This window comes from bacterium (genome assembly GCA_019695305.1).
GTDB lineage: Bacteria > UBA10199 > UBA10199 > UBA10199 > JAIBAG01 > JAIBAG01.
The window spans coordinates 295,529-316,771 of sequence record JAIBAG010000001.1 but is presented as its reverse complement, the minus strand read 5'-3'; the positions used below and the strand labels follow the sequence as shown (position 1 = coordinate 316,771).

At 40.7% G+C, this 21,243-nt stretch carries 18 protein-coding genes; 7 read left to right on the top strand and 11 right to left on the bottom strand.

Annotated elements, in window-relative coordinates; translation table 11 throughout:
* Positions 1–87: 87 nt before the first annotated feature.
* The 6 genes from K1X76_01465 to K1X76_01440 all read right to left on the bottom strand — a co-directional run bounded on the left by K1X76_01465 (position 88) and on the right by K1X76_01440 (position 10,887).
* Entirely contained in the window at positions 88–4,599 is a 4,512-nt protein-coding gene (locus K1X76_01465) for a thrombospondin type 3 repeat-containing protein (protein ID MBX7147727.1), read from the bottom strand.
* Between the two features lie 124 nt (positions 4,600–4,723).
* Entirely contained in the window at positions 4,724–5,875 is a 1,152-nt protein-coding gene (locus K1X76_01460; protein ID MBX7147726.1) for an ATP-binding protein, read from the bottom strand.
* 126 nt (positions 5,876–6,001) lie between these two features.
* Positions 6,002–6,385 (bottom strand): hypothetical protein, encoded by a 384-nt coding sequence (locus K1X76_01455; protein ID MBX7147725.1) that lies wholly within the window; start codon positions 6,383–6,385, stop codon positions 6,002–6,004.
* 325 nt (positions 6,386–6,710) lie between these two features.
* Complete coding sequence (locus K1X76_01450) at positions 6,711–8,909, bottom strand: VWA domain-containing protein (GenBank protein ID MBX7147724.1); 2,199 nt, start codon at positions 8,907–8,909, stop codon at positions 6,711–6,713.
* Positions 8,910–9,178: 269 nt separating this feature from the next.
* Positions 9,179–9,943: an ABC transporter permease gene (locus K1X76_01445; GenBank protein MBX7147723.1), complete on the bottom strand. Its 765-nt coding sequence runs from the start codon at positions 9,941–9,943 to the stop codon at positions 9,179–9,181.
* On the bottom strand, positions 9,940–10,887 hold the full coding sequence (locus K1X76_01440) for an ABC transporter ATP-binding protein (GenBank protein ID MBX7147722.1): 948 nt from the start codon (positions 10,885–10,887) through the stop codon (positions 9,940–9,942). The genes K1X76_01445 and K1X76_01440 overlap by 4 nt, the downstream gene beginning before the upstream one ends.
* Positions 10,888–10,927: 40 nt before the next feature.
* Here K1X76_01440 and K1X76_01435 point away from each other — a divergent pair, with 40 nt between their 5' ends.
* Positions 10,928–12,388, top strand: a complete 1,461-nt coding sequence (locus K1X76_01435; protein ID MBX7147721.1) for a gamma-glutamyltransferase — start codon at positions 10,928–10,930, stop codon at positions 12,386–12,388.
* Here the strand turns inward: K1X76_01435 and K1X76_01430 are convergent.
* On the bottom strand, positions 12,334–13,149 hold the full coding sequence (locus K1X76_01430) for a hypothetical protein (GenBank protein MBX7147720.1): 816 nt from the start codon (positions 13,147–13,149) through the stop codon (positions 12,334–12,336). The two genes, K1X76_01435 and K1X76_01430, sit on opposite strands and share 55 nt — an antisense overlap.
* 90 nt (positions 13,150–13,239) lie before the next feature.
* Here K1X76_01430 and K1X76_01425 point away from each other — a divergent pair, with 90 nt between their 5' ends.
* Complete coding sequence (locus tag K1X76_01425; protein MBX7147719.1) at positions 13,240–14,220, top strand: hypothetical protein; 981 nt, start codon at positions 13,240–13,242, stop codon at positions 14,218–14,220.
* 843 nt (positions 14,221–15,063) lie between these two features.
* Positions 15,064–15,642 (top strand): DUF4215 domain-containing protein, encoded by a 579-nt coding sequence (locus tag K1X76_01420; protein ID MBX7147718.1) that lies wholly within the window; start codon positions 15,064–15,066, stop codon positions 15,640–15,642.
* A 257-nt stretch (positions 15,643–15,899) separates the two neighbouring features.
* Here the strand turns inward: K1X76_01420 and K1X76_01415 are convergent, their stop codons facing one another.
* Both K1X76_01415 and K1X76_01410 read right to left on the bottom strand, forming a co-directional pair.
* Positions 15,900–17,084 carry an ATP-binding protein gene (locus K1X76_01415; GenBank protein MBX7147717.1) on the bottom strand — a complete coding sequence of 395 codons (1,185 nt, stop codon included), beginning with the start codon at positions 17,082–17,084 and terminating at the stop codon, positions 15,900–15,902.
* Positions 17,085–17,141: 57 nt separating this feature from the next.
* On the bottom strand, positions 17,142–17,399 hold the full coding sequence (locus tag K1X76_01410; protein MBX7147716.1) for a helix-turn-helix domain-containing protein: 258 nt from the start codon (positions 17,397–17,399) through the stop codon (positions 17,142–17,144).
* A gap of 76 nt (positions 17,400–17,475) precedes the next feature.
* On the opposite strand from K1X76_01410, the gene K1X76_01405 reads away from it, so the two are divergent.
* Together K1X76_01405 and K1X76_01400 are read left to right on the top strand one after the other, a co-directional pair.
* Positions 17,476–17,904: a DUF3192 domain-containing protein gene (locus K1X76_01405; GenBank protein MBX7147715.1), complete on the top strand. Its 429-nt coding sequence runs from the start codon at positions 17,476–17,478 to the stop codon at positions 17,902–17,904.
* 380 nt (positions 17,905–18,284) lie between these two features.
* On the top strand, positions 18,285–18,659 hold the full coding sequence (locus tag K1X76_01400) for a hypothetical protein (GenBank protein MBX7147714.1): 375 nt from the start codon (positions 18,285–18,287) through the stop codon (positions 18,657–18,659).
* Here K1X76_01400 and K1X76_01395 read toward each other — a convergent pair.
* On the bottom strand, positions 18,640–19,080 hold the full coding sequence (locus K1X76_01395; GenBank protein MBX7147713.1) for a helix-turn-helix domain-containing protein: 441 nt from the start codon (positions 19,078–19,080) through the stop codon (positions 18,640–18,642). The genes K1X76_01400 and K1X76_01395 overlap by 20 nt on opposite strands.
* A gap of 56 nt (positions 19,081–19,136) precedes the next feature.
* Positions 19,137–19,739 carry a recombinase family protein gene (locus K1X76_01390; GenBank protein ID MBX7147712.1) on the bottom strand — a complete coding sequence of 201 codons (603 nt, stop codon included), beginning with the start codon at positions 19,737–19,739 and terminating at the stop codon, positions 19,137–19,139.
* A 92-nt stretch (positions 19,740–19,831) separates the two neighbouring features.
* On the opposite strand from K1X76_01390, the gene K1X76_01385 reads away from it, so the two are divergent.
* Together K1X76_01385 and K1X76_01380 are read left to right on the top strand one after the other, a co-directional pair.
* The gene (locus K1X76_01385) at positions 19,832–20,050 is read left to right on the top strand and encodes a helix-turn-helix transcriptional regulator (protein ID MBX7147711.1); all 219 of its coding nucleotides are present in this window, start codon (positions 19,832–19,834) and stop codon (positions 20,048–20,050) included.
* Positions 20,051–20,210: 160 nt separating this feature from the next.
* Positions 20,211–21,170 (top strand): hypothetical protein, encoded by a 960-nt coding sequence (locus K1X76_01380; GenBank protein ID MBX7147710.1) that lies wholly within the window; start codon positions 20,211–20,213, stop codon positions 21,168–21,170.
* The last annotated feature ends 73 nt before the right edge of the window (positions 21,171–21,243 follow it).

Genomic DNA, 21,243 nt, shown 5'->3' with positions numbered 1-21,243 from the left:
GAGTAAAAAAAAGTTGCGGATTATTTGAGGGCACTGTGTTTTTTATTTTTGAATGGGGATTTTGTTAATGATTTAAGGGGGTTAGATTTAGTAACCACTTAAAAAAAGATTTATGGGTCCTCCAGACCTATTACCAATAAAAAGATCAGCTTTTCCATCACCATTAAAATCACCAGTTACCAAAGTATTTAAATGATAGCCGGCATTTAATGAAACATGATTTGTATTTAAAAAGTTACCCGTCGAATAAATTCTGAAAGTGGAAAACAATAAACTTTCTCGATCACCTGCCAACCAGAGCTCATGATTCACGACATATACATTCCCTTTAGAATTATCAGCTTGGTCTGCCCCAATTGCCAAATCACTTTGATTATCTCCGGTAATATCACCTCCGCTTAAACTATAACCTGCCATGTCATTATAAGCGACTCCATCAAAAGTAATAACATTTTGAAGTGGATCTGAAAGATTTAAATTCACATCTTGCTGCCCCAAAATAATATCGGCTCTTCCTGATTTTATTCCATCAAGATTGGAACAACCATTAGAACCAACAAGCACATCATCAAAATAGTCATTATTTACATCACCAACGGACGAAACCTCTATACCAGTTTGACATCCCACATCAGGCGCAATATAAAGATCTGCATTGTTAATATTTACATCAATAACCCCTGTAGCAGAACCCTTTATAACAAAGACAGCACCATACCTCTGATAGCCGATAGAAGTGAGGGCAATATCCATAAAAGCATCATGATTAAAATCGCCAGCACCACCAATTTCACTATAGTCACCAGGTATTAATACACCAAATTGAGACATATCTGTATCCACAACATAAGATAAATTTGTCAGATTTTTATAGATAATAATAGCGTTGTCCAAAATAGGAGACAGTGTAATAAAACCAAAATCTGTATCCCCATCAGCGTTAATATCGCCTAATGCCGCCATAGAAAAACCCAAACGCGCATTATCTTTTTTAGTTATAAAACTATGGCCTCGTATATTACCTGTTAAGCTAATATCTGATATATTAAAGACACCATGCAGTGTTTGATTGTTACACCCATCACCTCCACCATACAATACATATACCTTACCAGAATCAGGATGCACAACTCCATCCACTGTACTATCGAAATAATCTGCACTGATTAGAAAATCAGAACATCCATCATTGTCAATATCCCCTGCTGGTGCCACATTAGATCCAAATCTATCTCCTATCTGTTCTGTAACAAAAACAGCTCCTGGAATTGTGGAGCCTATGGAGGCCAAGCTAATATTTTGTGAAAGTGTAGTAGTATAATCGCAATTTAGACCATGCCCATAAATAAGGTAAACCTTTCCAAGTATATCTGATGTAGTATATGCAGGCGCCCCAATTAAAATATCAGAACATCCATCATTATTAACATCACCAGCATATGTAATCCCATTGCCCGCATATGAGCCAGCACCACCATTAAAAATAAAAGTAGCATGATTAGCCGGAATATCCCGCGCATTTCCATCACAATTATAATCATCATCCGATAAATACGCCCGTGTATTACCGGGGAAAGAATGCGCATTACTTGGCCCGCAATCTTGTGCATTAGCAAAACCATCACCATCAATATCATCATCACATGCATCACCAAATGCATCGTTATCTATATTACTTTGATCGTTATTTAAACCCGGACAATTATCATTAGCATCTAATGTTCCATCTCCATCGGCATCGGTATCGCAAACATCACCAACATCATCTCCATCCATATCCGTCTGATTAGCATTATACACACCCGGGCAATTATCTACCGTATCCAATGTTCCATCACCATCGGGATCTCCATCACAGGCATCGCCAACACCATTACCATTTAAATCTTGTTGATTAGCATTAGGCGTATTGGGGCAATTATCACTCTCATTATTTCGCCCATCACCATCTTTATCACCATCACACGCATCACCCAAGGCATCACCATCAATATTATTTTGATCGTTCGCAATATCCGGACAATTATCGGCACCATTTGGTGTGCCATCACCATCTCTATCGGTATCACAGGCATCACCAATAGCATCCCCATCAAAATCGGTTTGACTCTGATTAGCAACAAGCGGGCAGTTATCTAAACAATCAATAACAGAATCAGCATCGCTGTTTGTATCGGTAACACCACAACCACAAACTCCCGGATTAATTTTATTACCATCACTCGGACAATTATCACGACAATCAACAACCAAATCACCATCGGAATCAATATCCGGAACACCACAACCACAAATACCCACGGCTGTTTTCCCAGGATCACTTGGGCAATTATCATGACAATTGGGGGTACCATCAAAATCACTATCAGTATCAGCTACACCGCACCCACAAACTCCCGGTGTTAATTTATTGGGATCCAAATCACAGGTTTCAATACAATCTACCTGCGTATCTCCATCAGTATTGGTATCGGGAGTACCACAACCACAAATGCCAGGTGCCACTTTGCCGGCATCGTTATCGCACGCATCAAAGCACACAGCTATATTGTCATGATCGGCATCGGCATCTGGAATACCGCAACCACATTGACCAGGAGAGGCTTTGCGTGGGTCGTTAGGGCATAAATCGTTTCCTTCACTGGCTCCATCGCCATCCACATCGTCGTCACACACATCGCCCATGCTATCGTGATCGATATTAGATTGATTAGCATTGGCAACGCTGGGACAATTATCACTACCGTTGGCAACACCATCACCATCCAAATCCGAATCGCATACATCGCCAATATGATCGCCATCGGCATCGGCCTGGTTTGGATTTATCGTATTTTTGCAATTATCATTGGCATTCACAATACCGTCGCGGTCGTTATCTAAAATTACTGTTACTTCTTTGGTAACGGTGTTGTTACCCATGTTAGTGGTACGTACAGCCGTTAAGCGATAAGTAGCAGGTGATGTAATAATCGACGACACCTCTCCGGTTTTACTTAAATTATAGGCAAGCGTTTTACTGGCTGTCACATTTAAAATGGAGATTTGATTGGCATTAAATACATCCCAATTAAAGTGAACACTATCACCTTCCGAAACCACCGCATTTGCAGCATCATCTATAGTAAACGAATTGATGAACGGATTATTGGCCACTATCAGTTTAAACTGCGCCGTTGTATTGTATCCCAATTTATCGGTGGCCGAAAAAATAAGTTTTAATGTGCTGTTATCGCCCAATAAAGTTGTATTAATCGTATTGTCATAAGGATTGCCATTTACTTCAAGCGGCTCTAAAAAAAGACCTTCAATGGTATCATCATTGAGTATTTCAAAGATATCTAATCCACTAGGATCGATAGCCGAGACACGAAAATACACACTTCCAAAAATAGGATCACCATTTCTATAATTAATTTCATCACTCAAATCGCTGGATTGATAAACTCTTAAGGTAATATGCGGACCAGAGGCATCGGTACCGTTGGAAACATTAAGCGTAACTACTTTGTTTGACGTTATATCTTCATTATCGGTAGCCGTAACACGCAACTGAATAGGCCCATTGCCTACTGAAGTGGTATCCCAGTCTGCTGTAAAAAAAGCAGATGCAGGAGATGTATCAAACAAATCGGAAGGTTGATCAACACTAATTGATTTTACTCCATCGCGATCGACAGCCGAAATTTGTATTTGCACCGTACCCGATATGATTTGGCCTTCGGTAAGATTTTCTATAAAAATAAGAGGTCCACGATTTGAATTACCCTCAGGAACAATAACCGATGAGCTAAAAGAACTAGATAAGCCCGCCATATTGGTGGCTTTAATTGAAAATGGCAAGTTACCAGGCGAGGCATCTTGCACATTAAAGGACACGGTAAAGGTGCGCTCAACATCACCAAATGTGCCACTTAACTTTTCATCAACAACCGATTGCAAATAACTATTACCCGGAAACAAAATATCGGCCGTATCAATACCCAGTTTATCTTTAACGGTAACCGTAAGCGTAATGATAGATTCATCATCGGCCACTTCAGAATTTACCGCACCAATCTGTGGACCCGTAGGAATACTGTTTTGATCATTCACATTGGTTCCAGCTCTTATTTCGGTAAAATTACTAAACCCATCCCCATCACTATCCAAATTAGGCAAAATGTCGTTTGATATATCGGCTAAAATATCGGCACTCGCGCTGGCTGTGGTGTAAATAATATTATCTGCTGTAAAGGTGATGGTATCGTTGGCATCATTAGCTACGGTGTGAGTGATGTCTACGTAAGCAATGGGGGTGCCGTCGTAATTAAATACTAAAACAAAGCGATAAACCTTGGCGGGCTTTAATTTAACAATGTCGGCGGTAACAACAACACCGTTATTGGTATTGATAAAATTAAGTGCATCGTCATGAACTTTTTTATCCGCTTCTAAATCGTAAATAGTAATGCTGCCACTTAAGTGATCTACCGCACGCGCAATGGGGCCGGTTAAAGTGAGAAGATTGTTGGATGAAGAATTATCGGAAGAAGACGACGTAGACGTGCCGCAGGCCGCGAGAAGACATAACAAAGCAATGAGTAAGTAAGAACGCATGTTTCTGTTGATGATAAAAATTTATGACCGTACCCCCGGTATGAGGTCTATTTCATTTTAGATAGGAGAGATCAAGAGCAAAGATGACAAAAATATAACGCGCTGTGCAATAATGGAGCAGTTTTTATCCTATACTATCAAAAGGTAAAACCCGGCCTATATTTCTTTTTTGGACTTCTTTTCCTGCATACACAACGGTTTTTTGGAAAGTCTTTTTGGAAAAAGAAGATGCTGCTTTTTGCATGCCATCAAAAAAATGGGACGATATGGTTTGCGATGACTTAATTTCTATTAAGTGGCAACGGTTGGCCTCTACAAGAACCAAGTCAATCTCTACCCCTTTGTGATCGCGATAAAAATAAAACTGCAGATGCTGATCGTGATTATAATTTTTTTTGATATATTCCATAACAACCAAATTTTCAAACAATGCTCCTCTTAAGGGATGGTGCATCAGTTGTTTTACATCGTGTATCCCCAGCAAATAACAAGCCAGCCCCACATCATAAAAATACAACTTTGGTGTTTTAACCAAGCGTTTGCCAATGTTAGCATGATAAGGCTTGAGCAAATATACCAGATAACTGGCCTCCAAAACTGAAAGCCATTGCTTAAGAGTGGTACTGCTCACCCCCACTTCGTTAGCAAGCCCCGAAAGATTTAACACCTGGCCAATGCGCCCAGCACATAAACCCAAAAACTTCTGGAACAAACTTAAGTTTTGAATTTGCTCCAGCTGACGCACATCACGCTCTACATAGGTGGCAACATAATCGGACAAAAGTGTTGTAGCCGGAATTTTTTGATCGTAAATTCTAGGGTAAAATCCATTATACAAAAAAGCATCAACGCTATTTTTACTTTTAAAATTTTGAGCTTCGTTAATGGTAAAGGGCAACAATGTTAAAAGCCCCGTACGCCCCGCTAGAGATTGATTAATTGAATGGACCAAAGAAAAATTGTGGCTACCCGTTAGAATAAACTGGCTCTTTTTTTTACTATTTTGATCAACCAGCACCTGGATTTGCGATGTTAAATTGGGCACTCTCTGGATTTCATCCAGAATTACCCCATTATTAAATTGCTCCAAAAAACCCTTTGGATCATCTTGGGCAAAGTTTCGCAGCGATATATCCTCAAGATTTACATACTGATAAGCGGGAAAAACCATTTTGCATAAAGTGGATTTTCCCGATTGCCTTGGCCCCGTAATGGTCACCACAGGGTACTGCCTAGCCCTTTGCATCAACACCTTTTGCAACTCTCGCTTGATCACACCTCAAAGCCTACAGCAAGGCGGTGAAAATTTCAAGTACAACTTTAAATTTTCACCATTAATACAAAATAAAAGGACCCTCCTTGTGGGAGAGCCCTTTTTCCATTCCTCATTTTTTACTAGCCTCTAGTCCCTAACCCCAAACCCCTTAACACGCAGGCCAGCTAGAGCAAGAAGCATAAGCATGACCACAATACCTGCATCTTGGAACGAAGCCTGACTATTCAAGTTACAGCTTCCCCCACTACCCTGCACCTGTACCGTGGGGCCACTTGGGGCTGGAGATACGCCGGGAGTTGGGGTTCCTGTTCCAGCATCATCGGGTGTTGTTGAATTATCGGTGGTTTCACTGCCATCACAAATACCGTTATTGTTGGCACCGTTTAAGGCATCAGCCGGGCATTTATCGTTACAATCAGCAATCCCGTCGGCATCGGTATCCACATCGCTAAAACCACATCCGCAAAACTGAGGGGAAATTTTGGCAGGATCCAACTCATGCTGCGCCACTTAGGTGATCCACCGCCCGTGCAATGGGGCCGGTTAAGGTGAATAAATGTTGGATGATGAAACATCGGGAACACTGGGCGTAGCAGAACTGCAGGCGGAAAGCACACACAACAACGCAATAATAAAATAAGAACGCAACATATACATGATGGTGTATGGCTGATTCCCCCGAACGGAGGTCTAGTGCATTTTGACAAGATAGATCAACAGGAAAAATAACAAAAACATAACGCACTATGCATAACGGAGTGCTTTTTATCCAAATAAAAAGGGCGTTTCCTTTTGAGGGAAAACGCCCTTTATTGCTCTTTCTTGAAATACTATTTTATTTTTTTATGGAAAGTTTTTTTAAACCAAAACTAGCCATTAAAAGTATCATCATCAATGCAAAACTCATAGCATTTGATGAAGTTCCCGCATTTAAACTACAACTAGCCCCACTACCCTGAACTTGCGAAAAAGGCGCAGCAGGAGCCGCAGCCGCAACAGGAGCTTGATCACTACCATCGCCACCACCAGTATCTGGATTTTGTGAGTCCGGATTATCAGGGTTTTGGCTGTCGGAGGGACAAGTTCCTTCGGCTATACCACAACCACAAACACCGGGGCTGGCTTTAGTAGCATCGTTGGGACACTGATCAATGCAGTTTGCACTACCATCACCATCGGTATCGGTATCGGCTACACCACAACCACAAACACCGGGCTCAGTTTTATTTTGATCATTTGCACATAAGTCTTCACAATCAACTTTATCATCACCATCGCTGTCTAGATCAGACGTTCCACAACCACAAACACCGGGCTCGGTTTTTAATGGGTCAGCATTACACAAATCCAAACAATCGGCCGTACCGTCTTGATCACTATCCACATCGCTCACACCACAGTCACATACACCTGCTTCAATTTTGGTAGGGTCATTGGGGCAAGCATCACGGCAATCTACCGCATCATCACCATCGCTATTGGTATCAGGTATGCTGCAACCACAAACACCGGGACCATTCTTAAGAGGATCACCTTTTGAAGGATCATCGGGACATAAATCTCGGCAACCATAAATTCCGTCTCCATCGGTATCAATATCGGGCTGATCACAACCACAGCCCCCTGGAGCTATTTTATCGGGATTAAGAGGGCATTGATCGATACAGTTAGGAGTTCCATCGCTATCGATATCTTCATCAATACTGTTACAACCACAAACACCGGGTGAGGTTTTACCAGGATCATTGACACACAAATCGATACAATCGGCTACACCATCACCATCGCTATCAATATCGGTACTTCCACAACCACATTGACCAGGCTGGGTTTTAGCCGGGTCGTCCACGCACATATCGTTACAATCGGCCGTGCCATCACCATCGGTATCACCACTTGTCGCAGGATCAACAGGACATAAATCTTGACAGTCCACAACATCATCGCCATCACTATCGGCATCACTCACGCCGCAGCCGCAAATACCGGGAATAATTTTGCCGGGATCACTCACGCACTCATCGATACAATCGGGAGTGCTATCACCATCGGCATCGGCTTGATCACTCACACCGCAGCCGCAAATACCAGGTTCTGTTTTACCAGCATCACTGGGACAATTATCTCTGCAATCGTTGGCACCATCGCTGTCGGCATCGGGAGCAACGCTCACACAATGGTTTGTTCCAAAATCACAAAGGTCTTGAGAACAAGTATCTGCATCATCACACAAAATACTGCCGCTAATAGAAGTGAAAATTGAGCTAAAATTCGAAGAGTCAACAGCTACAAAAAAATCATCACCATCACCGTTTTCTTGAATGAGTTCGCCATCACTAACACCGCCTATTGTATCATCATCAGAACCATTGCTAGCCATTTGAGCCATCAACTCACGATACGGACCACCAGCCGAACCCGAGCTACCAAAAGAAATTGTAATAATACGAATTCCATGGGTATTTTTAGCCCAAAAAGCCGCATTATAAGCAGCACGTTTGGGAGTAGAGCCTGAGGTTCTAAAAGGAACAACCTCGGCAGCATCTTCGGCATCTGAATCATGTGTATTGGGAACGCCATCCGAAATAAGGATGATTGTTTTCATACCGGAATTGGCATTCAACACCAAGTGACGTGTGGCTACTTCAATTGCGTCTTCAAGGTTGGAAGATCCAGGGCTCGCATTGTCCAAGGCATCGGCTATTGCATCTTTAATAGACTGAGCACTGCCAGGGCTTGCTGTTGTAAGAGACAGAAAAATTTCTGCCGCCGTGCCACCAGCAGGAGTACCGGGCTCACCATCACCAAAACGACCAACAGCTATCCCAATACCCGATTGGGTACTGGCCACTAAATCCACAAAATGCTGTGCCGCTTGCATTTCACGCGTACGGTCTTGAGCCCCCATCGAACCAGTACGGTCGAGCATCAGAACAATATCACCGTGAGCGCTACCGCATGTTGCTTGAGCTAATATTTTTTGGGGTAATAAAAGAACTAAAAATAAAAAGACATAGGGTATTACTTTTTTCATAAGAGTCCTCCATAGACTCTTTCCCTATTTTGTGCCCGTGTTCTGCCTAGTAGCATTAACTTCCCTAGTCAATGCTAATATTCCAATTTTTTTAAAATGCGCCTTGGTCAACATCTTTGATTTTAATAAAAGCTATTGGACAAACAAGACTTGTAAAAAAAAATATTAGCCTTTTTACATAAAAGGCCATCACTGCAACTTCATTTATAATTATCGACAACTCTAGTAAAAAAGTTGCTTGTTTTTTTAAATAAAAGATAAATTTTTTGTTATTTCATTAATTTATAACCCCGCATAAAAAGAAGGATACAGACGGCGTAGATAATAAGGGAAAAAGCCCCTATAATAGATAAAGAAACTAGCGGATTTATATCAGAATGTCCTAAAAAACCATAACGAACCAGATCAACACAGTAAAAAATGGGGTTAAAATGCGAAATTTTTGCAAAAACAGGGGGTAACATGTCTACAGAATAGAAAACTCCCCCTAAATAGACGAGAGGAGTAAGCACAAAATTGGTAAAAACAGCAATTTTATCCCAAGATTCGGCTAAAAGACCGGAAATTATGCCTAAACCAGAGAAAAACATGGATGTAAGCACTAAATTTAGCAGAATAATGAATGGATGTGCGATGGGCAATTTAATGAGGAAAAAGGCCGAGACAGCCGTAGCCATTGCCACCACTATTCCACGGAGCAAACCACCAACCATATAGCCCGTTACAATTTGAAACGAATGAAGGGGCGCTACCAGATAATTTTCGATTGATTTTTCAAGCCGCGCGGCAAAAAGCGAGGTAGAACTATTGGCATAGGCATTGGTAATAACGCCCATCTGAAGCAAACCTGGAAAAATATAGGTGATGTAATCAAAACCGTGAATACTATTAATGTGGCGACCAAGCGAATAACCAAAAATTAAAATATAGAGCACAGTGGTAACAACAGGAGGCACCACGGTTTGACGAAACAGCCGCATAAAGCGAGCACATTCACGTTCAATTAAGGTAAGAAATGGTGTGAGTAACATCATTTATCTAATTTTCTCCCGGTAATTTTTAAAAACACATCTTCCAGCGTTCCACGGTCCACATGCAAATCGTCAATTTGGATATTGGGTGCCTGGTGGATAATACGATACAACGCATCCGTCATCTTGCCCGCATGCGGGCCATAGGCCACAATATCCCGGCCCTCCACATGCACTTTAAAATCGCACTCTTTGAATAATTCCTGATGAGGCTCGGTATTGGTGCGCACGGTCACTTTCTTTTCGCAGTATTTATCGATGAGCTCTTTTGGTTTTCCCATCTCACGGATTTCTCCCAAATGAATCACGCCAATTGTGTCGCAAAGCTCCTCGGCTTCATCGATATAATGCGTGGTAAGAATGATGGTGGTACCCGCTTTATTAAGTTTACGCAAATAATCCCACAGATGATGCCGCTGCTCCACATCCACACCGGCTGTAGGCTCATCTAAAATAAGTAATTTGGGTTGAGTGATTACTGCTTTGGCAATAAGAAGTCGTTTTTGCATGCCACCCGAAAGACGATAATAAGGAACGTCGGCTTTTTCTGTAAGACCAAATTCTTCGAGATACTGATCGGCAAGACTCGCCCGCTGGGCACGGGGAATACCATAAAAACCGGCTTGATACATCAGCGTTTTGCGGATAGAAAAAAAACGGTCCAGGTTCATATCCTGCGGGGCAAAACCAATGGTCTGGTGGGCAGATAAAGGAGAACGACTGACATCATGTCCAAAAACAGAAATTGAACCCGAAGATAACTTGGCCAAGCCTACAATGGAATGAATTAAAGTGGACTTACCAGCACCGTTAGGGCCCAAAAGCCCAAAAAACTGACCTTGTGGAACCGTAAGGCTCACCCCTTTAAGGGCAGCTACGCCACCATCAGTGCCGGCACTGCCAGCGCCGTAAATTTTTTTTACATTATCAATTGAAAGGGCGTTCATTTTGAACTATTTGTTATAAACACATCTAAAAAATCTGACTATGAAAAAATATTTTTTTGCTCTTTTACTTTTTACCTCTCTTAACGCACACGCTTATCAAGCAGCCGTTGTATCGGCACACCCCACGGCCAGCCGCATTGGATTAAAGGTGATGGAAAATGGCGGTTCGGCTGCCGATGCCGCAATTGCCACAGCCTTTGCCTTGGCGGTGTTAGAGCCCCAAAACTCTGGTTTGGGTGGTGGTGGTTTTTTGCTTTATTATCAAAAATCGGAAAACCGTTATTATTTTATTGATTACCGCGAGGCCGCTCCTGCTTCTTTAAAAGTTTCTAAACCGGTTGAAAGCGGTATTCAGTCGGTAGCTACTCCCGGCTTTGTAGCCGGCATGGAAGAAATTCATAACAAATGGCGCAAAGCTTCGTGGCCAGCACTTATTGATCCTGCCATCGATCTTGCTAAAAAGGGAATTTTGGCCAAAATTTCACTTAAAAATAAAATTAACGACAGCAAAGACAAATTTAACGATGCCGCCACGGCTGTGTTTGTAGATCCGTTAAATAACGGGAAATCGTCAATTACTCAAACTGATTTGGCCACAACACTGGAAAATATTAAAACAGGTGGCGCTAAAGAATTTTATAAAGGGGATTTATCTAAAAAAATTGCTTCTTTTTCTAAAAGCTTAGGTGGGTCACTCAATGCAGCCGACCTAGCCAACTACAAAGTATATTGGCGTAAAACCCACCAGTTTAATTTTAAGGGATATAATTTTATCTCAAGCCCTCTTCCTAGTTCGGGAGGAGCTGGTCTTGAGTATTTGTTTCGTCGCGCGGTAGTGAATAATTTGGCCAATGAAAAATTAAACCCCGATCGCTACGCCACCTTACTGATAGATAGCTACAAAGATTATTTTAGCTATCGCGAAATGGCCTTGGGCGATACATCCACAAATTTTGTGGCCCATACCACGCATTTAAGTGTGATTGATAAAGATGGCAACATGGCCTCTATGACCAACACCATCAACAGCCCCTTTGGCAGTGGTCTTATTGTGCCGGGTACTGGCATTGTTTTAAATAATGAAATGGACGATTTTTCCACCACACCGGGTTCGGCCAACCAAATACGTGCTGCACGCCGCCCACTGTCATCCATGGCCCCAACCATTGTAGCTAAAAACTGGGTACCCAAACTTATTATTGGCACACCCGGTGGCAAAACTATTCCGCTTAACTTGTTTCAGGTGCTTTTTCCGTATGTAGGGTGGAAAGCACCGCTTGCTAAAGAAGTGATGAAACCAAAAATTTATTACAACCCGGCTAAAGATGCTGTAGTTGCCGAAGAAAAATACTCGTCTAAAGTTTTGGAAAGTTTAAAAGAAGACAACACGGTTGAAACCGAAAAATCTATTGGTAACATTCAGGCACTTATTATTTTATCCGAACATCAAACACAAACGCTCTCTGACCCTCGCGGTGAGGGCGGCGGTGCGAGAGAATAAATAATTTTGTTATATTCATCCAAAGTGCTTACAGGCAAAGTATCCGATTCATATTTTCCAATGGAACGCAAAAAATAGCCACGTAAAAAAGCCTGAAAAGCTTGTTTTAAATGCTCGCCATGGGCATTCATATCACTAATAAGATATTCCCATTGGGTTTTAAAAACAGGATCGGCCAAAGGCTCTTTTAGAAAACCCTTTTCTTCTGCTTCACGCATACATTTATAAAATTCAATTTGTGTTTGTTGAATCAATCTATCCTCAAAAAAATGATCGGCGTGCATGAGATCGTGACACACAAACGAGAAGGCATCGCGTTCATCGTGAATGTAGGACGCAATTTCTTCTTTACCAAAAAAAAGATTTACCACACGCTTACCATTAATTTGATACGCCAGCAGTTTTTTGGCCGTTGGAATATTTGGCAGAAGTAAAATAGAATAATTGCCGCGGTACCATTCTACCAGTGCCCGGTTGATGCGCGGCGAACACAGGCGCAGACGATTTGTGGCGATAAAATAGATGATGGAGTTTTCGTGAATATTTTTTACATCGGCATGCGGAATAGATCCTTCGCACCATGTTTTGGGTTTCCAGGTTTTAAGAAAGAGAAGAAGATAATGGGCTGTGAGTTCCGCCGGATGAAGTTTCTCCATCTGACTTTGAAGCACGAGAAGTTCCGGATAAATTTTTTGAGCAATCTCGGGCAAAAGTTCGCGGGGAATAATTTTAAAACGTGGTTTGCCGAGAAGTTTTTTCACAAGTCAAAATAAGCATAAATCATTTAAAAATAAATAGAAAAAAATGTGATTCACCGTATAATAAATAAAATTTTAAACTAGGGAAATATTATGAAAAAAATTTCTTATTATATTTTCACCTCTATTCTTTTGCTATTTTCAGTATCTGCCAAGGCTACACTTGAAAATGTTAAATCTAAACTAGCAACGGCAGGCTGCCAGGAAATGCCAGGAGAAAAATATGGTATTAGCTTACAATTTAATACGTTGCTTGAACCCGGAATTGTCGACGGGCTTTTTACTATAGTTAAAAAAGAACAAACCACTTACCAATGTGCGGGGAGTAAAGTTGGTGTTATTGTTATTGATTACCCAGATGCTACAAATGCAAAATCGGCCTTAAGTTTTTTAGAAGGTTTCATCTGGGGCCCACAGGGCCGTTCGGCCATGCATCCCGAGAGAATTTATCAGCAAGATAATAGTATTGTTTTATTATCTTCTGCGCAAACAAGTGTGTTGGATAATGCTTTTGCAAACACACCTCCCTCTTTATCTAAAGCAGTGAGCGATTTATATACTCTTCTTAAGTGTCCTGCCGGGGTAAAAGAGGCCTGTACTACATTAAATGAATTTCAAAATGCGTCTATGCCTCAAACTTTAAAACCAGCCTATTTTACTTTAGCTCAAGGCATTACCCTTAATGGAAAGGGAGAAATTTTATCAAAACCATTTATGGCTTTTATGAGTGATAACAAAGCAGGCGTTCCAAAGCTTGATGTGTACGATATATATCCGGAAAATCAGGATGAAATTAAGTTTACTACTGGCTATATTGCTTCATTAAAGGAAGGAAAGCGTGACACCCAAAACCCCTTGCATCAATTTATGGCAGGAGATGTAGGCAAAAGGCCACTCATGACAACAAGCGTAAGTGATAATATGATCATGTTTAAATTTTCGGAAACTAAAACTGGGGTTTTATATACTGGTGGTGTCCGTGAAAATAAGGGTTTTTATCATGCAGTAATGAGAGGCGAACTTAAAAATGGGGAAGTAAATATAATATTAGTTACTTTTCCTATTGTACCTTAATTTTTTAACATTAAGGTTATTCATTTTGGGGCTCATTACGTCCTGATCTAAGATCAGGACGTAACGGTCACCGAAGCGAAGCGTAGTGGGATCGAGCCTCGTCCACGTAGCGTAAGCGAAGTGGTCCCCGAAATAAACAACGTGAATGGAGCGGGGTTCCCGCTCAAATAATTTCAGGCGCTTAGCTTAACTGTTGAGTGCTTTTTTCTTTTTACAGCCAGTTATGGGTGAATTTTGGGTGCAGTGGCTTTTCAACTTTCAAGAGTTGACCCCATCCCGTTCTCGGGGGATAATTTTATCACGCGGCTTGCCTAACTCTTTCATTCCCCAAACATACTTTTTATGTTAAAAAATGCTATGCCAAAAAAAATCATCCTTTTTCTTTTTTCTCTTCTTACATCTTCTATAGTTTTTGCCGGAACGGCCCCCTCGGTAACTAACCCCACAGATTCAACAGGCTATGATAGCTCTCAAGACATCAACATTGCCTTTACGCTGGATGTCTCACCCACGGCGGGATCGGTACAAATTTTGTGGGATAACCAAGATAGTGGTGGCACCGATATCACTTGGACTTTAGGCAATACTCAATCGTACGATTTTGAGGTTACTCCCTCAATGGCTGGCGCTGATTCCGATATTATGGCATCCACCAGTTTTACTTTGCCCGATGGTTTATATGATGTCACTATTTCCTATAGTGATAGTGGAACCACGCGTTCGACAGTTATTAATAACGTAGGCCTTGGCGATCCATGTGCGGCCGGAACTTACAGCGTTACCGGTGTTGATAACGGTGGCGCTTGCAGTGAATGCCCTATTGGTACTTATCAAGATGAAACCATGCAAACATCTTGCACCACCTGCCCTGCCAACACATTTGAAGCTTTTGAAGGCGGCATTGAGTGTCTTCCTTGCCCGGATGGTTACGAATCGGATGCAGGATCGATGACCTGCACCTCTATTTGTGGAAACGGTACCATCAATACCGATAACAATGAAGCCTGCGACGACAGCAACTTAGACAACATGGATGGCTGTGATGAAGCCTGTATGTATGAAGAAAATGTTGATTTGGAAGAGTTAAACAGCACTATTGATTTTGAAAGCCTTACACCCGGCGAAACTTTTGAAATTATCGGCGATAGCACAGCAAACACATCACTCACCCGTGCTATTTCATGCAATTGCACCTGGACACTCAATCCCGAGAGCTTTGGTACATTAACGGTAGAAGGCTCAAGCTGCGTAGCCCAGTTAAGTGATGTAACAGAAACAAGTCAGGCTAATTTGGAAGTAGAAGTAAGTTGTGATGACGCAAGCACCGTAACCCGCAATCAAACGCTCATTTCAACTGTAACACCCGAATCGGAAGGATCAGGTTCATCGGCAGGTGGCTGTTCGCTAAGGCCGGAGAGATAACGAGGCTCGATCCCACTTCACCCCTTTGAGGCTCCGGGGACCATTACGTCCTGATCTACGATCAGGGCTTCATGGACTCGCGACCCTCAGCTTGGGAATGGGTCCAGTTTGTTTTAAAGAAAATCCCCGCTTTTCAATATTTTAACTAATCAACTAATTCAATCACTTACACGATTGGATTTCGGAAGGCAACCGGAGGTTTCCGACCATTCTTGAAGGCCGCACCCAAAATTCACCCATAATATTTTTTTAGAAAATTATCTTGGTTCTGATGTCCAATTCCCTTCCGCATCATAATTTTTTGCGCCTGGCCATCCTGCGGCTTGCCATAATGCATCGAAGCACGGCCTTAATTTTATTGGCATAGGACGATCGTCGTCGTCATTGATAAGGACATCAGGTAAAACTATTAAATCTCTATCAAAAGAGTGGTCCCCATCCATTTCATCAAATCTGGTCAAATTAATATTAAGTTCTTTCATGCCATAAAACTTTATAGAAACTTGAATGGGATAGCTCTTTCCATATTTTTCAATAACACTTAAGTAGTGCTTAATAAAATCAATCAATTTATTTTGAATTGCATAGATTGCAATAGTTCCAGAAGTATGAACAGACGGCATTTCAGTTACTCCTTCTACTATTCCATTCCTAAATACCTGTGTATAGGCCAGATAAACTCCATCCTTGTTAATACTTTGAACTAAAAGACCATCTATATTAAATCTCCAGTTCCCAGTCGTGTAGTATATCAATTTATGATCCGTGTAAGATCTTTCTAACGATACGATATCAATATTTTCTTCTCTATCTAACGGATTGAAATGGACAATAATGAGTGGGGGTTTACGCAGTTGGCAGGGTGTTTCGCCCGCTATAATTTTTGAGGTTCGTTCTAAGTTATATTGGCGAATTGAATCGCCAATATTAGATTGATTTAGAAAAGCGGATTTGAGCTCACCAACATCTAAGGGGTATTTCCCACTAGAGTTTCTTGAGTAAAATCTAAATGTGCCAGAAAATGTAACAGCATGCGGCCCTTGGTAGCTATAAGGGATACGTATAATTAGTACGTTAGTTCCTGAAGATAGGGGAACTATTTGAAATTGACAGCCTATAATCCGGGGGCTTATCCCGTCTCTAATTGAGCTTTCTAGTTTTAATTTGAGCGAATCTAAATTAACCGTTACTCCGCATACATCTTCGGGGAACCCCGTGTTAAGGCCATCTTCAGATTTTTCACTAATCCCGAAAATTATATCTCCACCTCCTGCATTGGCAAAAGAAGACACATCCGCCAGAAACTCTTTTTTATCTTTATCGGCGTTACCCGGTACATCTTTTTTATAATCGATATTCTTATTTTCAATTACTTTATCGTGTACCAGGTCCCACAGATCTTCTTCTGTAATTTCACTGAGAGGCTTTTGTTTTATACTCATAAGTATATATGCCTGCTTTATTTTTGACAGATAGTAAATTAATAATTCAAAAATATACTAGGAGATTAGATCTTTGATTTCAACTTCTAGAGAGGAGGATATGCGTGATAATATAAGAAGTGAAGGATTGCCTTTTCCTCGTATCAGGTCATAGAGGTATCCCTTAGAAACGCCCCCTTCATAAGCAACTTTTTCTAAGCTGACACCACGTTTAGCAGTTAAAGAAGCTATACGTTTTCCCACTTTTATCAAAAGTTTAGACTCTTCGAGTGTCTTTTCAGAGGTTTTTCTTTTAGCAATCCTTTCGGCAGGCATGAAAAAACTTTACACTTTATTTCCGATATAATAGTCCGATATATCATACTTTCTATTATCAACTGACGGGAGCTTTATGAATAAAACTAATCATATTATATTTATCATATGTACTTTTTTGGTATTTAACGCATGTGGGGTTGCCAATACAGTAAGCATATCTTCATCCATTAGTGGCTATAATAAAGCAAAGAACCAGGTCCGATTAGGTGATCCCAAGAACAAAGTATTATCAATACTAGAGCCCACACAAAGAAGTCTTTTTAAAGGCGCAAGAAAACCACCAGAATCTTTTTTAGATCAGAGCGGTAAATTGACTGAGATTTATTATTTTAGGAGCAGCAGGCAAGCTGATGGTTTAACTACAGATGACGAATTTACACCTTATGTATTTTATGATGACAGATTAGTAGCCATTGGATGGGCTTCGATGGGCGGACCTCACACTCAAGGACAAACCAGACCTCAAATTAATATCCGCACAACAAACACAATATACCGCTAGAACGGTACATATGAAAATATTGGAAACTTTATTATTTCTCACAGGCACTTTTATAACCACCTGTGGTTTTTTTGGTTTTATACGTAATCTAAATACCCGAGGGTCAAATGGCTTTGTGCAGGGACTGGCAATTGGAGTTACAATAATTGTGTCAGGATTTCTTTTAAGGTCCCATCGAAGAGAAAAAATTCCCAAGTAAATTTTATAATCACCGCGTACTGGGATTTAACACCTTGAGGCCCCACCCCCGGGGTCAAAGGGGTGATTCGTTTTGTCATACACTTGCCACACATACGTAAATAAAATAAATTTTAAATAAACATCGTACGGGTATTGAGCGAGCTTGTTAGAAATGTTACTCTACTCAAGTGGAGGCAACTATGATTTCAACATGTACAGTATGTAACTTATTTTATGATCTCGAATCTGATTTTGATAAGGTGGCTCATGATGAGCATCATCGGCGTTGGAATCGGGGAATTAGAGCACTAGGCTATAAACCAATGCCATATGCTGAGAGAGAGGCTTTAAAGCGCCAAGCCGGAGAGCTTTTAAGAGAGGGAATGTCTGCAACCGAGCAAGCAGAGGGTGCAACTTTTATTCTTCGCGCATGGTATGACCGTGATTTAGAACAGGCCATCCAAAAGGGTAAAGTAAACACTTATCCTAGTTTCGATAAATACATACTGGAAAATTTACCCTCACTTAATTGTTCTCCAGAAGTGGCAGAACAAGTTAAGATAATGCATGTTTAAGCAGTAACTTTCGAACATGGCGGGGGTGATAGGCCAATTGAAACTTATCCTCGATGGTTTGAGAAAAATTATCTAAATTCCAAGCCGGACAAAGATATCCATTTTCCTGAGGGCCTTTGCTTAAAATCGTTTTTAATTTATTTTTTTGCTTATCCGTCAGAAAACTAGGCCTCCCAGTTCTGCCTCTTTCTATTAACCCTTCTACTCCTTCTGCTTCATAGCGTCTTATCCATTCAGATACTCGTGAAAGAGGATAAGAAAGTTGAAAGGCAATTTGACAGCTGGTAAACCCTTCGTGGCTTAATAAGATCGTCCTAACTCGTCTAACCAATCTAAATCGTTTATCTTCATCAGCTCGCTTTAAAAGATTTTGTAGGGATTGATAGAGGTCAGGTGTAAGTTTTATAAAACGCGGCTTCATGTTACATAACAAGTGTTTTGAAACACTTCAAAAGTGAGAAAAATATCTGTTCGATATTAGGCATTTACGTAGCTACTTTTTTGTACGTTTTGTAACACCCTTGATACCGTGGCATTGCTGATTCCCAAGCTTGAAGCAATGGCTCTTGTTGATAAGCCCTTATATTTAAGCAGTCTTATGCGTGCAGTAGAGTAATTAGCTGTTGGGCGCCCCAATCTTTTCCCGTTATTTTTGGCCTTTTCCAATCCGGCCTTGACCCTTTCTCTGATTAAGTCTCGTTCGAAACCTGCAATAGACCCTACTATGTTAAAAAGTAGTTTACCGGCTGGTGTTGTTGTGTCCATTCCTTCGGTATGGCTAATGAACTGAATCCCCAAGGCATGAAATTCATCGATTAAGGTTACTAGATGCTTTAAAGATCTGCCCAATCTATCAAGCTTCCAAACGAGTATGGCATCAAACTTTCTTTGTTTAGCTTCTAACAGCAATTGATCGAGCTGTGGACGTTTCTCCTTAATCCCCGAAATATAATCCACATACTCTTTATAAACTTCAAAACCTCTATTTTTACAATACTCCCGGAGAGGGAATAGTTGGGTAATGGGATCTTGGCCGTGATTTAGAGTTGATACTCGGGCATAAATTGCGATTTTCATCATTCATCCTTTTTAGAGTGTTATCTAATAAATTACATGTTATCTATTAGATGTCAAATGTTGTTATTTGACAGATAACTAAAAGGAGATTAGCGATGATTAAAGTGATTACTTTTAAACTTAAAGAATTATTAAAAAAAGAAGGTTACGAAGGCTGGTCTTATCGAAAGCTAGCCAAGGAAATAGGTGTATCTCATTTGCCTATATGGAAAATGTTAAACAACGCGCCCTATAACCCCTCTTTAGAAATGTTAGATAAGTTGTGTTCCTTTTTAAAAGTTCAGCCGGGGGACCTTCTAAAACATCAAAAATAACATGACGTTACCTCTGATTTACAGGTTTCTTAACCATAATGAGGAATATCTCAAAGATATTAAAAAATTAGCAAAAATACCTTGGGAATTAAAGGAGGGGCAACACCGTCACTATGAAAAACTGCCCGTAACATCAAAAGATAAATCTTACTTTGCTTATATGAGACGCATCTCTGGTGCACTCCCTTGGTTTACCGACAAAAAAAAATCACTCACTTCGGACGAATACGAAAAGCTATCAGGTCATTCTCATTATGGATGGAACCCCACGTCACTGTACCTTAAATTTCGGCACGAACTTACCGATGAACAACTTTACTGGAGAGAGCTAAAAATTGAAAAAGAATATCAGGGGGATGTGGCGGCCTTTATTACAGCCAATAATGAGGATCAAGAAACTGGACAGTTAATTAATAGCGCGCTTTCCTTTATTAAAAAATGGGGAGTAAAACCTCGCGACGAGTCAGGAAATTTACTTTGTTTTCCGTATTTAGGAGACGGCCTTACCAATAACCCTTATTATGATAGGAACTATATTTATGATGATTTAGGAGGTGGTACGTCGATTAGTCTTCCTGCTCCGGATTTTGAAAAAAAACATTATAAAAACTATCAGGAGATGTTTATTACCGATCCCCCGCCTTGGTCGAAATCACTGCCCAAAGAGAAACAGGATTTAATGCTGCAGCATTTCAAAGAACGCCGGGCCTATTGGGAAGAGCAATCTAAAATATTAAATAATCATCATAAAATGATCAGGATTAATTTAAACCAAACCCAAAGCGTGCTTCTGAAAAATTTAACTAACCTAATTGTTGAAGCAAAAAAAAGACAGCGTGCCTACATGCCACGGATAAATAAAAAAAATAAAAAACGCCTAGAACGCTGGCTAGAAATTTTGGATCTTCGTAAAAAAGGTAAAAAATGGCCCGAAATTGCTGAAAAGTTAGATCAGAAGAGATATTTGACCACCACCCCCGAGCAGCGTAAAAAAAGGAAAAGTGCCGGGGATAAAATCCATAACGAATACATTGATGAAATTGTGCCATTTATCGAAAACGATTGGAAAATTTTGCTCGGCTCCACTAACTGGGACCACCCAGAAAAGGAAGAATTCTAGGAAAAATTATATAAGTATTTCCTAGAATAAAGTCATAAAAATCAATAACTTATATTGCATCATGGTGCCACTA

Excerpts from the sequence above, each read along its gene's own strand:
- K1X76_01465 (MBX7147727.1), bottom strand. The coding sequence starts at position 4,599 with ATGCGTTCTTACTTACTCATTGCTTTGTTATGTCTTCTCGCGGCCTGC.
- K1X76_01450 (MBX7147724.1), bottom strand. The coding sequence starts at position 8,909 with ATGAAAAAAGTAATACCCTATGTCTTTTTATTTTTAGTTCTTTTATTA.
- K1X76_01445 (MBX7147723.1), bottom strand. The coding sequence starts at position 9,943 with ATGATGTTACTCACACCATTTCTTACCTTAATTGAACGTGAATGTGCT.
- K1X76_01440 (MBX7147722.1), bottom strand. The coding sequence starts at position 10,887 with ATGAACGCCCTTTCAATTGATAATGTAAAAAAAATTTACGGCGCTGGC.
- K1X76_01435 (MBX7147721.1), top strand. The coding sequence starts at position 10,928 with ATGAAAAAATATTTTTTTGCTCTTTTACTTTTTACCTCTCTTAACGCA.
- K1X76_01425 (MBX7147719.1), top strand. The coding sequence starts at position 13,240 with ATGAAAAAAATTTCTTATTATATTTTCACCTCTATTCTTTTGCTATTT.
- K1X76_01420 (MBX7147718.1), top strand. The coding sequence starts at position 15,064 with ATGCAAACATCTTGCACCACCTGCCCTGCCAACACATTTGAAGCTTTT.
- K1X76_01415 (MBX7147717.1), bottom strand. The coding sequence starts at position 17,084 with ATGAGTATAAAACAAAAGCCTCTCAGTGAAATTACAGAAGAAGATCTG.
- K1X76_01410 (MBX7147716.1), bottom strand. The coding sequence starts at position 17,399 with ATGCCTGCCGAAAGGATTGCTAAAAGAAAAACCTCTGAAAAGACACTC.
- K1X76_01405 (MBX7147715.1), top strand. The coding sequence starts at position 17,476 with ATGAATAAAACTAATCATATTATATTTATCATATGTACTTTTTTGGTA.
- K1X76_01400 (MBX7147714.1), top strand. The coding sequence starts at position 18,285 with ATGATTTCAACATGTACAGTATGTAACTTATTTTATGATCTCGAATCT.
- K1X76_01395 (MBX7147713.1), bottom strand. The coding sequence starts at position 19,080 with ATGAAGCCGCGTTTTATAAAACTTACACCTGACCTCTATCAATCCCTA.
- K1X76_01390 (MBX7147712.1), bottom strand. The coding sequence starts at position 19,739 with ATGATGAAAATCGCAATTTATGCCCGAGTATCAACTCTAAATCACGGC.
- K1X76_01385 (MBX7147711.1), top strand. The coding sequence starts at position 19,832 with ATGATTAAAGTGATTACTTTTAAACTTAAAGAATTATTAAAAAAAGAA.
- K1X76_01380 (MBX7147710.1), top strand. The coding sequence starts at position 20,211 with ATGAGACGCATCTCTGGTGCACTCCCTTGGTTTACCGACAAAAAAAAA.